The following is a 12,902-nucleotide window of genomic DNA, read 5'->3' as shown; positions in this document are numbered from 1 at the left end:
GGTTAGGCTTGTTCGGTGATGACCTGGCGTGAAGGAACTGTTGTTGAACCTGGCCGCTCCTGGCATGGGGCGGCCGAATGGTGGGTTGACTGTGACGGTGAGCGAATGCGCGCCCTCGCCTACCCCGACCTCGTCGGCAATATTGCCGTTGGTGAACGAGTCCTTCTCTCCTCCACCGCGGTCGACAGGGGCCTGGGAACAGGCGGATATCTGTTCGTCGTGGCACCGCTCGATCGGCTCCCGCCCCGCGCACCGGCCCGGGACACATGGTGAAAGCTCGCTACACGCCCCAGCAGACGATGGTCCTCGGAGTCGACGAGCAGGAATCACCCCATCATCACACCCTCTGCGACGCACAGAGCGTGGAAGGCATGCCGTGCGTTGTCGCCGATCTGCACTCGGCGCTACCCGCAATAGTTGCCGCGGCACGGCACCGCTCCCCGAACTCACCATCGCCTACATTCACACCGACACGGCGGCACTCCCACTGGCCTTCTCACGGACGGCTGCCAGCCTCGTCGACCGTGGGCACATTGAAACCATCACGGCAGGCCAGTCCTTCGGCGGTAAGTACGAGGCCGTGAACGTTCACACGGCGCTACTCACCGCCAAGCACGTTGTCGGAGCAGATCTCGCCATCATCGTCCAGGGCCCCGGCAACATCGGCACGGGCACACCGTGGGGATTCTCCGGAACCGCTGTCGGCGAAGCGATTAACGCCATCAATGCCCTCGACGGCACGGCAATCGCCACCCTGCGAGTCTCGGGGGCCGATGCGAGGCCACGGCACCGGGGCATCTCGCACCACTCGCTCACGGCCTACACCAAAGTGGCACTCACGCCGGCTCTCGTTCCCACGACCCGCGAAGCCATCGACGATGAAACACGTGCCAGCATCGAAGAGAGCTATCCACTGCTGGAAGCCACCGGCAGACTCACCCTCACAGAGGTGACAGGCATTCGGAAAGCCCTCGAACAATCCCCGGTTCCATTGCGGACCATGGGACGAGGACTCGATGAAGACTATGCCTCGTTTGCCTTCGCCGGCGCAGGCGGGGTGCTCGCCGCCGACATCGTGCTCGCGAAGAAGAACTCCAACACCGAGTAACTTCCGTGACGATGCTTGCTCGTGTGCCGATAGCGGCTCTGGGCTGAGTGTCTCAGTCCTGACGTGAGACGTCGGGTAGCTTCCTGCCCGCGAAGATTCCTAAGATTCCCATGACTGCTAGGAAGCCGAGCGCCCAGTTGATGTGGACGATGGCGAGGGCGGAACTCACGCCGCCGACGAGGAGAAGAATGATTCCCATCGCTGAGTTCGAGACAGCCGTGTAGGTGGTCCGAAGATCACCCTCCGCCATATCCACCAGGTACGTCTTGCGAGCAACCCGCACACCCGTGTGAGTGAGCCGGAGCAGGAAGTAGCTGGCGATAAAGATGGCTGCGCCAATCCAGGATTCACCGGAGATATCGAAGATGGTCAGAGCGAGGATTGTCAGGATAATGATGGTGGAGGCAAGCGCAGCGCCGAAGCTCATGAGGTCCCTGCTTGACCTGTCTGCGGCGCGACCGAAGATCCTGCCACCAACAAGGTTCGCTACCCCGGAGGCAATGACGAAACCACCGAGGCCGGCGAGGGCACTTGTTCCCGACTGGATCGACATGGTGATGATAAAAGGTGGCGACAGTGCCGAGACAAGCAAGAGGCTACGGGCAATGACGAAGGTGCGGAAAGGCTTGTCGGAGCGAAGCAGGTGGACCACCTGACTCAACCAGTTACGCTCGGAGTCCTTCTTAGCGGCGCCTGTGTCGTCTGGCTTGCTGGTGTTGCCGGGATTGTTTGTGTTGCCCGACTTGTTTGTCGAAGAATCAGATTCGGTCTTCGAGGGTTTGGTGGTCTTCTCGGTGGCGGGCTCCCTGATTCCCGCATAAACCAGCGCCACGAGAAACCAGAGGATCCCACCACCGACGAGTAGCCACACCAGCTGGGAGGCCGAAAGATCCCCGCCGCCGATGATCCGGATTGCCACGCCGAGGGTGATGGCAACGAGACCCGAGGCCATGGTTGCCAGGCCATTGATTTGTCCGCGCTCGCCCTTTGGTATCGTCCTGCCCTGAATGTCCTTCGAGGAGATCGAGCACAGGCAACGGCCGAGGGAGAACGCGACGAGGAACAGGAGGACCAGGACACCCGCGGTCATGCCCTCGGCGAGCGCCGCTGTCCCGGCCATTCCCATCACGGATAGGGCCTGGACAAGCGCCCCGGTGACAAAAACCCACTTGCGGTAGGTGACCTTAAGAACGAGAGGAGTGAGGAATGCTTGCGGGAGCATTGACCCGGATTCCCGTACGGGAACGAGGAAACCAGTGAGGGCAGCCGGTACCCCGAGAACTGAGAACAGCCACGGCAGAACGGTTGAAGCGTTGACGATCTGGTCGCCGGATGACTGAAGAGAGTTACCGAGAACCTGGCGCAGGCCGTTCCGGGGCACGTTCTGACGTACCGCCTCGGGAAGCTCGTCCTCTGCATCGTTGTTCCTATCCATGAGGAACGAATAGATTCTCTCGGTCTTATTCACCCGTTGACTATAGGACAGTGACCGGGCAATCTCTGCCAATCCGAGGACGCAGATCAGCCGCTTTTCGTCAGCAATAGTGTGCGAAAAGGCGGACGTATTGTAAAAATCTGTTCGACGTTCCCGTCACAAGCAGCCGCTGAGCGCAGGCGGTGAGTACGCTTTGCAGACCACTCGGTGCTGGGCACAAGCTACAGAGCGCTGAAGTATCCGTGCTCGTTGGACAGCACTCGATTGCCGGTGCGGGTTGATCGGCGCCGAGAACTGGCGCTAATCATTTTCTTCGGGGTGGAGTGGTAGTCGATAAGGGTGGCGAGCCGAACCGCTTCCTTCCGCGCGAATTCACCATCTGAGCTCTGGATTGCCATGGCGCTGATCGTTTCGCCGGAGGTGGTGTCGATTCGAACCCACGGACCGTCACCAAATTCGACGGCAATGAGTTCAGGCCACTCAAGCTCGTGGGAGCGGACCAGGTTCTTGACGCGAATACCCCAGTCGTACACTTCGATCCGCACCTGGTATTGGATCCATAGCAGGCCGAGAAGAAGCGCCACAAAGATGATGGTACCGATGTAGTCGACCGCATGAAATTCGTAGATCCCGAAGGACGGGGACACGGCGAATAGTGCGGCAGTGGCCAGGATAAGAGCCACCGCCAGCACCATGCAGACGATCCTTGCGAACCTGGGGCGGAAAGCGCGGGTCACAGCCTACATGCGAGGATCGGGGTGACGAGGATAGCCCTCGCCCCCACCTCGTACAGCCCGTCCATGACCTTGTTGCGGTCGTCCTTCTTGACCATGGCACGCACCGCAAACCATTCACCATCGTGTAGCGGCGAAACGGTCGGCGACTGCAGGCCGGGCGTGAGCTCGACTGCCTCTTCCAGGCGGTCTGCGTGAATGTCGTAGTCGATAAGAACGTACCCGCGGGCGACAAGAACGCCCTGGATCCGGCGATCGAGAATCTCCAGACCTTCGGGAACAGCATCCGCACGGCGAATAAGGACAGCCTCGGACGTCATGAGAGGCTCGGCAAACACGGTGAGGCCAGCGGCCCGCAGGGTTGAGCCGGTCTCGACAACATCGGCGATCGCATCGGCAACGCCGAGCTGCACCGAGGATTCCACTGCGCCGTCGAGGTGGACGACGGTAGCGTCGATGCCCTTCTCCTCGAGGTGCTTACGAACGACCACGTCATAGGAGGTGGCGATTCGCTTGCCGGTAAGATCATCGATCGTCGACATTGAACCGCCGGGCGCTGCGAAGCGGAACGTGGAGCGAGCGAAACCGAGTGCGCGATGTTCGACTGCATGTGCCTCAGAGTCGACGAGCAGGTCACGTCCGGTGATACCAACGTCAACGGTTCCTGCGCCGACGTAGACGGCAACGTCGCGGGGACGAATGAAAAAGAACTCAACTCCGTTGACCTCGTCGAGGAGCACGAGCTCCTTCATATCGCGACGCTGACGGTAGCCAGCTTCTTTCAGAAGAGTGGAAGCGGGTTCGGACAGGGATCCCTTGTTCGGGACGGCAATTCGCAGCACGGATTCTTCCTTAGAGGTAGCGGTAGACGTCGTCGAGGGTGATGCCCCTCGCGATCAGCATGACCTGGAGGTGGTAAAGGAGCTGGGACGCTTCGAGGGCAACCTGCTCGTCAGACTCGTATTCTGCAGCGATCCACACCTCGCCCGCCTCCTCGATGATCTTCTTGCCGATGGCATGAATCCCAGCATCAAGTTCCGCCACGGTTCCCGACCCCTCGGGACGTTCCACGGCCTTGCGGGACAGCTCAGCAAACAGTTCTTCGAAGTTCTTCACGCCTCAATCCTACGGCCTTTCAAGGAAGGGGTCACACCCGTCCCGCGGGACGGGCGCGACCACCGCTCAATATATTGAGCAATTCCCGCGCTACGTCAGGAAGCGGCCTCATCGGTACCTACCCTGCATGAGCAGGTGATTGGACACCAGCCTGGTTACTGCATCACTGGTGCTCGCATCAGCCAGTCGTCTCCGCTCGTGAGAGCCTTATACGTGCCTCAGCCCGTGATTTCGGTGGTCATGACCTCATCGACAGGAACGAGTTCCTCAATGAGTCCAGCATCGACCATGAACTCCGACATGTCTTCCCAGCGTTCGACATCCTGGGTGCCAACCTTGCCGTCACCCACGTAAAGCGGAAGAGTTGCATTGAACGTGAGCGTGGCCGCTTCACGGACCTCCGGGTCGGTCATGCTCGGCACGTACTTCGTCACGATGTCGAGAGCCTCCTCGGGATTCTCTTCCGCAAACTCCACGGCCTTTTGCAGTCCAGCCATGATCGCCCGGTGTTCGTCTTCGTTCTCACCAAGATTCTCTTCCATGACCGCAAGGCCGGGTCCAATGAGGGGCAAATCCGGGGCGAGATCGATGGTACGAACGTCAAAGCCCTGGGATTCCATGGCAACCGCATCGTTGTTGACGAAGCCGATGACGGAATCAACGTCTCCTCTGGACAGCGCCGCCATCTGAGTAAAACCGATCGACTCGACCTCCACGTTCTCCAGATCGTAGGCATCGATCATTGCGAGCAGGCCGAAATAGTTGGAGCCGTACTCCCCTGGGAGCCCAACTGACCGTCCTTCGAGATCGGCGGGGGTCTCGATATCGGAGTCCTGCGGAACAATGAGTGTCGACGGGTATTCGCTAAACAGCGTCATGATGGACGTGACATCCATGCCTTCAGCGCGAGCAAAGAGAACTTCGTCGCCGCTGACAAACACCACATCTTCCTCTCCCGTTGCGAGTGCCGTGAACAGCGACTCCTGGGCCCCGTGGTGGCGGATATCGACCTCAACACCGGCGCTCTCGAAGTAGCCGTTTTCTACCGCGACGTAGAACGGGAAAAACTGAACATCGGGAATATAGGTAAGCCCAACGGTGATCGTTGAGTCCTCCTCGTCTCCTCCCCCACACGCTGCAAGCATCGATACGGTCGCGAATGCTGCGACGAGCTTCTTAAGACCTGTTTTCTTCATTAAGAACCCCTGTTCCGGTCCGAAATCTGCTCCAACAGTGTGAGGAGGAGATAAATGGTGACAGCAAGAGCAATAAGTACTGCGATAACCGCAAAGAGATGAGCCACGTTGGCGGTAGACCCCTGGCCTGCCGCCAAGGCGGCCCCCAAACCATCCCCGCCCATGACCATCTCGCCGACAACAGCGCCGGTAATGGAAAGTGTGAAGCCGGTGCGAATGCCGGCAAGAACGGATGGCATCGCCAGCGGCATCTCAATCCTGCGGAACAGGTCCCAGCCTCCGGCACCATCGAGCCGAGCGGCGTCAATAACCTCGTGGTCGAGCTCTCGGATACCGAGGGCGGTTGAGATAACAACCGGGAAAACGACGAGGATCGTACACAGCACGGTAATCGACGGCAGTCCGTACCCAATCCAGATGACTAGCAGCGGTGCTAGGGCGACAGCAGGAACTGCCTGTGAGGCAGCCAGGTACGGTCCAAACGTTGAGGCCACGACCTTCGACTTGGCGATCGCATATCCCAGCGGGATACCAAGGACAGCGGCAACGAGACAGCCCAAACCGGCTGCAGTTATCGTTTCTCCTGTTGCAGGGCGCAGATCGCCTTCGGTCCACCCAAGCACGAGAGTGTCCCATACCTTGATTGGGTGGGGCAGGAAATAGGATTCGATGATGCCGCTTTCAGCAACAGCCCACCAAAGAGCTATGACAGCAAGCCCGAAAATGATGGGAGCTAGTCGCCGCACCTGTCCTCCGCGCATTTCGGGGACAGCGGGCACGCGTCACGCACTTAGGGCGTGACAGCCTAACGTGTTCCTCCCATCCGGACTTTGACCGTCGGTCGAGGAGTTTCACCTCGTCAGCCGCTTGCGCGGGTCGCGGACTTTAACCGCCGGCTCGGATTTTCACCGACCCCGAAACACAAGACCATCGTAGCACTGAGCAAACGGGAAAGGCTGAGACCGTGCCCACGTCTCGCTATGAGCGAGCACAGTCCACGGATATACAGCGAGCAAGGGGAGCAAAAACTTTTGCAGAGCTTTCCTCAACGGATACCGAGATCCACGAGCGGGCCCCTCAAGAAGCATTGCGTCGAATTATCCACAAAAAGTTGCTTATCCCCAGGAGCTTTGCCACGAAAAGCGAAGTCGGCCTCGCGTTATTCCCGTGCACGGTCCCATCTTTTGCGATGTCTTGGATGGAGCATGAGCTCCCGTAGGAGAGAAGCCTGAGCGTTGGCTCAGGCTTCTCTCCTAGGTGGGTGAAATGAGTGTCAGTGGCTGTGCTTCCTGGCAAGCTCACGGAGGTCGGTTACTGCTTGAGTTGCGTCTTCCGCCTTGTAGACAGCGGAGCCGGCCACGAAGTTGTTGGCACCGGCTTCGGCTGCCTGAGCAATCGTGTCGGCACTGACTCCGCCATCGACCTGGATCCAGGTTTCGAGACCCTTCTTGTCAATGAGTTCGCGCAGACGCTCCACCTTCGGCATAACGGAGGAAAGGAACGGTTGCCCACCGAAACCAGGCTCTACGGTCATGCACAAAACCATGTCGAACTCGTCAAGAATGTCGATGTAGTTATCGATCTGAGTAGCCGGGCTCAGGGCAAGTCCTGCTCGGCCCCCCATGCCACGGATCTCCCGAGCAAGCCGGATTGGGGCCTTGACGGCCTCGGCATGGAAGGTGGCGGATGCTGCGCCGGCCTCAATGTAGGCGGGTGCCCAGCGGTCCGGGTCCTCAATCATGAGGTGGGCATCAATCGGAATCGACGAATACTTCTTAGCGGCCTCAATGACGGGAAGACCCCAGGTCAGGTTGGGAACAAAGTGGTTGTCCATGACATCCACGTGTGCCCAGTCAGCTCCCGAGATCTTGTCCAGCTCCCCGGCAAGATTGCCGATATCGGAGTTCAGGATCGACGGTGAAATGAGAATGCTCATGGCTACCTCTTCCTACTTCTTGATGAGCAGTGCAGCGAACATGGCGTCAGTGTCATGCATATCAGGCCACAGCTGCATGTACGGTCCGGTGATCGAATCAAGGGTCCCAGGAACAACCATATCCTTGCCGATCTCCACAGTGTCGAGGACGTCGACCCTGTCACGCACCGTGTCCACAATCTCTCGCGTTTCCCGAACGTCCGGTGAACACGTGGAGTAGCAAACCAGGCCACCCGGCCGAGCTGCATCGAGTGCCGCTTCAAGCAGCCCAATCTGAAGTTCCCGCATACCCTCAGCGTCCTCGACGGTCTTGCGCCAGCGGGCCTCCGGCCTGCGGCGGAGGGCTCCAATGCCGGAGCAGGGAACATCAACGAGAACGCGATCGAAACGACCCGGCTCTTCCTTCGCAAGCGTACGACCATCACCCTCGCGGAGAACAACATTGTCGAACGGGTCAACAGCATCGGCAACAAGATCGAGGCGGTGCCCGTGAAGCTCGTTCGCAAAGATCGTGACATCCCGGTCGGCTGCGAGCATAGCCAACGTGGCGGTCTTGCCACCGGGACCAGCACACATGTCAAGCCATTCGCTATCGCTTCCCTCAAGCGGAGCACCCGCGGTCAGGTATGCAACGAGCTGCGATCCTTCGTCCTGAACACCCGCGGAATGATCGCGGATCGAACGCATGCGACCCGGGTTACCCTTTTCCAACACAATTGCCTCAGGCATCAGCACACCGTCGGTCGTGACGGCGCGTGCTTCTTCAGCATCGGCAAGAACGGTCTCGCGGGAAACAGCGCGGGCGGAAATAGCAACACGTGCGGGTTCGTTGTTGGCGGCAAGCAGGTCGCCGAGATCCTCGGTCGTGCGACCCGATGCTTCAAGGGATTTCTCGTACACGTCAAGAATCCACGCAGGGTGGGAGGTCTGTGCACCAAGAATAGCGTGAGGTCCCTCGTCTCCCAGGACTTCCGCGAGAACCTGGTCCCACTCCTCGTTTGTCCGCTCGGAAATGCGGTGCATAACCGCGTTGACGAAGCCGGAGGCACCAGAGCCAACCTCGTTGCGGGCGAGGTTCACGGTCTCGTTCATCGCGGCATGGATCGGCACGTCGAGTCCAAGGATCTGGTGGGCACCGAGCCGCAGGATGTCGACAACAAGGGGATCAATCTCATCGAAAGGACGGCCCTGAACGCACTGGGAGATAATCGCATCCCACCGCCCCTGCATGCGTAGCGTGCCATACGTTAAGTTCGTGGCAAAGCCTCGTCCCCGGCCCCGAACGTCCGCTCGTCTAAGAGTCGCGGGAAGCGCAATGTTCGCGTATGCCCCATCGCGTACCTGTTCCAGGACATCGAGGGCAACAACTCGGGCGGGATCGGATTGCATGCGCGCGGGGCGCCAGTTATCGGGGCGTTCAGTCATGAGTTCCAGACTACCGTCTCACGCACTCCGCGGCCCCAGTCCCCCGCATCCATCCAGGGTTTTCCAGGAGGAGCTATCTTCTCCAAACGAAGCGCACCTTCACCAGTGCCGAGGAGAACATCGTCGCCAATCAGAATTTCACCAACGGAAAGATCAACATCCACGGGTTCAGCTGGACCAACCTTGACCCGGTCACCATTCCACGTCGTCCAACATCCCGGAGCTGGCGTAAATCCGCGGATTTGTGCGTCAAGCTCCCGAGCCGAACGAGTTAAATCAAGCCTGCCATCGGCTGCCCTCAGCTGCGGTGCGTGAGTCGGCTCCCCCTCCTGAGGAACCGGGTTTGCCGTTCCGTCTTCAATGCTCTTCATCGTCCTCGACAGCAGATCGGCGCCCTGTACCGAAAGCCTTTCCAGCAGATCTCCAGCGGTCTCTCGGTGACCGATCTCAACTTTCTCCATGTCGAAAACCGGACCAGTATCTAGGCCCTTCTCGATCTGGAAGGTCGCTATGCCCGTCTCGGACTGGCTGGCGGCAACCGCGTACTGGACCGGCGCGGCACCGCGCCACTGCGGGAGAAGCGAGAAGTGTAGGTTCACCCAGCCGTGAGTCGGCACCTCGAGCAATGCCGGTGGAATCAACAAACCGTAAGCCACAACTGCCACAGCATCAGGGGCCAGTTCTTTAATGGATTCCTGAATCTCCTCATCACGGAGAGACTTGGGAGTGAGCACGTCGACGCCGAGTTCACGAGCGCGCTGCTCAACGGGAGATGGCGTGAGAACACGCTTCCGTCCAACAAGAGCAGGCGCCCTCGTCAAAACAGCAATAACCTCGTGCTCAGAGGCAAGCCGATCTAGCGATGGAACGGCGGTAACAGGTGTACCGGCAAAGATGATGCGCATGAGTTAAGTCTAATGGGCGTTCACAACTCGAAACATTTTGCCGCTCTTGGCAAGCGGTGCAAGAGCCGCTGAAACACCTGCCCAGTCATGATTGTCCACCGAAGCAATCTCCGCAACACCGGCCATTCCGCAGCATAAATTTGCGTAACTCACCAAGCTCCGAATGCATCGAAGATATCCGATCGAGCAAGTCTCACCTCTGACTTAGATAGCACCTCCAAATGGGATAATCTTGGCGTATCGCAACGAGGCGAGAGTTGAAGCCTAGTCCGGGCGAGAAAGTCTAATGAGGGGGCCGCTGTGACTGACTCAGCGTCAAAGGAGTCCAGGGAAATGAAAGTAGCATTGGCGAAGTACTGGGTCCCGATCGGAGCGGGCCTGATCATCCTCGGCCTACTGCTCGGTTTCGCCGTCAACACCGGTGTCAGGAACATCTTCGGGATTGGCCAAGAGTCGCATAACACTCAGGTTGTTCACTCTCTCGACCGCGAGGAAGAGGTTGTTCTGCTAAGCCTCGGTATCCAAGGCATCGACGAGCGGCGAGAAACTCGACAGGTATTTGGACAAGATATTCCCGGCACGGGAAGAACGCTATTTCTTCAGTACAACTACCGAGCCAAGCTCGGATTAGACGGTCAGGAAGTCGTAATTGAAGAGAAAGGTGAGGATGTCCTGCTCGTCCGTATCCCCGAGTTCAAGTTCATCGGGCACGACCAAGTCGAGTTTAAGACGGCCCTCGAAGACAATGGCCTGATCAGCTGGGTCACGCCCGATATTGACACTCCAGACCTCATCACTGAACTGTTGAATGACGATGTCATGTATCAGCACGTGAATGACAACCGGGACCTTCTCGAAGAGCAGGCACGTGTCTTCTACACGGGGATCATCCATTCAGTTGATCCTGAAATTGAGATCATATTTGAGTTCGCTGATCCCACCCGGGCCGACTGAAACAAGCCATACAAAGTACATCCGCAAAGCGGCTCTCTCGTGATACCGCACTTCGGGCCTGCTGAACATCACCAGTTTTCTACAGAATCGGATCCGCCTCCACACGAACCGCAAGCTGTCCGAGGTGCTGGAATGAGTCCCTGAGTGCGCGGGCAAGTCTCTTGGATGGCGTTCTCTCATGCAGGTAGAGGCTGAGGCCGGTCTCATCCTCGGTAGGGCCCACGAGGTGAATACCTTCTGCGAAGACTTGGCGGCCTCCGCCAGAAAGTAGTGCGGCGATGCCCTGCTCCGGTGGTGCTTCTCCTTCGAGCCTCGCAGCTACTTCTCCAAGCAGCCGCTGAATATCGGGTTTCTTGCCGGATACGTGGAACCACCGGTGGAACGGCGGCTGTCCAAGAATTTCCCGCTCTTCCAGTAATGGCATGAGAAACCCAAGGTCCCTATTGGCGAGCGCATGTGCCAGGTGCGGGGGTACTCCCCCAGCTAGCAAGAGATGATCCGAAACTTTCATCGCAACCCGGGACCAACGTCCAATTGTCTCAATTTCAGCATCGAGTGACAGGCTTGCGAGCCGTGCCCCAGCATCAATAATCACGCCGGCCGAAAACTCCCGGTCGGGTTCGGCTCCCGGGGTGGCGATGACAATCGGGGACCCCGATGATTCGGTTCCCGATCGGATCGAATCGACCTCAACACTGGGGAAAGCACGCGCAATTTCCTGGGCAAGACGCTGGGAGCCACGAGCTACGGCACGGAGTTTGGTTGAGCCGCAGGAACACCGCCACTGCCCTGTTCCGCACCGGGTACATGATGCGTTGCTTCCTGCCTTGGGCACTGCGATGGAGGAGCCGCAGTCTTGGCACACGGCTCGCTTCCCGCAACTGGCACACGCGAGGGCGGGAACGTAGCCTGCTCGGGGTGCCGCGATCAGAACAGCACCCGACTCGAGGCCCTTACGAATGGTCTCGAAGGCCGCATTGGGAAGAATGCCCCGCTGATCCCCGGCCCACTGTTCGGCACGAGTCACCTTGGGCCATTCACCGCCGGTGACAACCCCGGACTCGTTCAGCGTGAGTCTGGGAGGGTAGCTGAACCGCAGTAGCGTCCTCTCCCCCATGCCCAGATGTTCACCGATCTGTTTCCGTGCCCGGAGGACGTCATCTGCCCACAGGTACGGGCTCCTCTTGTCCCTCATGGCGCCGTTCTGCTCGTCGACAACGATCAGCAGACCAGCATTGATCGGAGTTGCCGCAGCGGCCCGCGTACCAATGACGATACGAGTGCGCCCCAGCAGCGCGGACAGGTAATGCCGGTAGCGGGTTTCCGCCGATGCGGAAGCTTCTAGGAGTGCAATGGGTTCTTTGGGAAGAAGATTCACAACTGCTTGGCGGCACTTCTTCACATCGAGGGATGTCGGGCAGACGATCAGAACCTTCACGTTCTTCGACAGCGCCAGTTGAGTGGATGCAGCTACCCGCTGCCACGTCGACCGGCCTGCCAGCAGAAGCTTCTCATGTCCATCAAGGAGATCGTAGGTGGGCAATGCTGTCGAAGAGGAAGCATCACTTGATGAATCAGTGCTGTCGAAAGCACCACCCTGCATCTCAATTTCATCGAAGACCGGTGCCGGCAACTCGAGAATGGTCTTGGCCGCACGCGCATGACGGGGTGGAACGGCGCCCCGCAGGAAATCATGTACTGAGCAGACATTGTCGCGGGCCACCTGCTCTGCCAGCAGAAAGATCTCCTCCGTGACAACCGGCTCACCGAGGACGTTAACGAGGGGTCTGAGTCTGGGCGAATCAGTCGTGTTTGTTCGCTCCCTCAGGAAGCCGGTCAAACGCTTGGATCCAAACTCAACCCGTACGCGTGCACCGGGGAGGGCTTTTTCGTGAAGCTTCTCGGGGATCAGGTAGTCGTAGTACTTTTCCGGCCATGAGAATGGGGTATCGAGCACAACTCTCGCGACCGGGTCAGGGTGCTCCGATTCGACGGTGCGCACAGCCCGCTCTGCTTGTAACAGGGCGGGCTGGCTTGGAAGATCGAAGAGAGCGTGGGGCACCCTCCTAGTTCACCACGTTATTCGGTCAGAT

12 protein-coding genes, 1 pseudogene and 1 riboswitch are annotated in these 12,902 nt (G+C 59.0%); of the genes and pseudogenes, 3 read left to right on the top strand and 10 right to left on the bottom strand.

What is annotated here, in order from left to right; genetic code table 11:
• The first annotated feature begins 18 nt into the window (after positions 1-18).
• A complete protein-coding gene (locus EJ997_RS13720) occupies positions 19-273 on the top strand; it encodes a DUF3866 family protein (protein WP_265936847.1) in 255 nt (84 codons plus the stop codon).
• A pseudogene (locus tag EJ997_RS13710) lies at positions 267-1,108 on the top strand (DUF3866 family protein). The gene EJ997_RS13720 and the pseudogene EJ997_RS13710 overlap by 7 nt, the downstream one beginning before the upstream one ends.
• 52 nt (positions 1,109-1,160) lie before the next feature.
• On the opposite strand, the gene EJ997_RS03420 reads toward EJ997_RS13710, so the two are convergent.
• The 9 genes from EJ997_RS03420 to fmt all read right to left on the bottom strand — a co-directional run bounded on the left by EJ997_RS03420 (position 1,161) and on the right by fmt (position 9,855).
• Positions 1,161-2,576 carry an MFS transporter gene (locus EJ997_RS03420; RefSeq protein WP_126703344.1) on the bottom strand — a complete coding sequence of 472 codons (1,416 nt, stop codon included), beginning with the start codon at positions 2,574-2,576 and terminating at the stop codon, positions 1,161-1,163.
• A 188-nt stretch (positions 2,577-2,764) separates the two neighbouring features.
• Positions 2,765-3,280 carry a PH domain-containing protein gene (locus tag EJ997_RS03415; protein ID WP_126703343.1) on the bottom strand — a complete coding sequence of 172 codons (516 nt, stop codon included), beginning with the start codon at positions 3,278-3,280 and terminating at the stop codon, positions 2,765-2,767.
• On the bottom strand, positions 3,277-4,119 hold the full coding sequence (gene hisG / locus EJ997_RS03410; RefSeq protein ID WP_126703342.1) for an ATP phosphoribosyltransferase: 843 nt from the start codon (positions 4,117-4,119) through the stop codon (positions 3,277-3,279). Before hisG ends, EJ997_RS03415 begins: the two co-directional genes overlap by 4 nt.
• Before the next feature lie 10 nt (positions 4,120-4,129).
• Positions 4,130-4,393 carry a phosphoribosyl-ATP diphosphatase gene (locus EJ997_RS03405; RefSeq protein ID WP_126703341.1) on the bottom strand — a complete coding sequence of 88 codons (264 nt, stop codon included), beginning with the start codon at positions 4,391-4,393 and terminating at the stop codon, positions 4,130-4,132.
• Positions 4,394-4,611: 218 nt separating this feature from the next.
• Positions 4,612-5,589 carry an ABC transporter substrate-binding protein gene (locus EJ997_RS03400; protein WP_126703340.1) on the bottom strand — a complete coding sequence of 326 codons (978 nt, stop codon included), beginning with the start codon at positions 5,587-5,589 and terminating at the stop codon, positions 4,612-4,614.
• Positions 5,589-6,335 carry an ABC transporter permease gene (locus EJ997_RS03395; RefSeq protein ID WP_228201565.1) on the bottom strand — a complete coding sequence of 249 codons (747 nt, stop codon included), beginning with the start codon at positions 6,333-6,335 and terminating at the stop codon, positions 5,589-5,591. The genes EJ997_RS03400 and EJ997_RS03395 overlap by 1 nt, the downstream gene beginning before the upstream one ends.
• Positions 6,336-6,396: 61 nt before the next feature.
• Positions 6,397-6,515, bottom strand: a riboswitch (FMN riboswitch).
• Positions 6,516-6,862: 347 nt separating this feature from the next.
• On the bottom strand, positions 6,863-7,525 hold the full coding sequence (rpe, locus tag EJ997_RS03390) for a ribulose-phosphate 3-epimerase (protein WP_126703338.1): 663 nt from the start codon (positions 7,523-7,525) through the stop codon (positions 6,863-6,865).
• A gap of 12 nt (positions 7,526-7,537) precedes the next feature.
• On the bottom strand, positions 7,538-8,950 hold the full coding sequence (locus EJ997_RS03385) for a transcription antitermination factor NusB (protein ID WP_206501781.1): 1,413 nt from the start codon (positions 8,948-8,950) through the stop codon (positions 7,538-7,540).
• Positions 8,947-9,855: a methionyl-tRNA formyltransferase gene (gene fmt, locus EJ997_RS03380; RefSeq protein ID WP_126703337.1), complete on the bottom strand. Its 909-nt coding sequence runs from the start codon at positions 9,853-9,855 to the stop codon at positions 8,947-8,949. Before fmt ends, EJ997_RS03385 begins: the two co-directional genes overlap by 4 nt.
• A gap of 333 nt (positions 9,856-10,188) precedes the next feature.
• On the opposite strand from fmt, the gene EJ997_RS03375 reads away from it, so the two are divergent.
• Positions 10,189-10,809, top strand: a complete 621-nt coding sequence (locus EJ997_RS03375) for a hypothetical protein (protein WP_126703336.1) — start codon at positions 10,189-10,191, stop codon at positions 10,807-10,809.
• Positions 10,810-10,888: 79 nt separating this feature from the next.
• On the opposite strand, the gene EJ997_RS03370 is transcribed toward EJ997_RS03375, so the two are convergent.
• On the bottom strand, positions 10,889-12,871 hold the full coding sequence (locus EJ997_RS03370) for a primosomal protein N' family DNA-binding protein (RefSeq protein WP_164719760.1): 1,983 nt from the start codon (positions 12,869-12,871) through the stop codon (positions 10,889-10,891).
• Positions 12,872-12,902 lie beyond the last annotated feature (31 nt).

Source organism: Flaviflexus ciconiae, from assembly GCF_003971195.1.
Classification (GTDB): Bacteria; Actinomycetota; Actinomycetes; order Actinomycetales; family Actinomycetaceae; genus Flaviflexus; species Flaviflexus ciconiae.
Note: the sequence above shows the minus strand (reverse complement) of the source record. Positions and strands in the feature narration are given on the sequence as shown.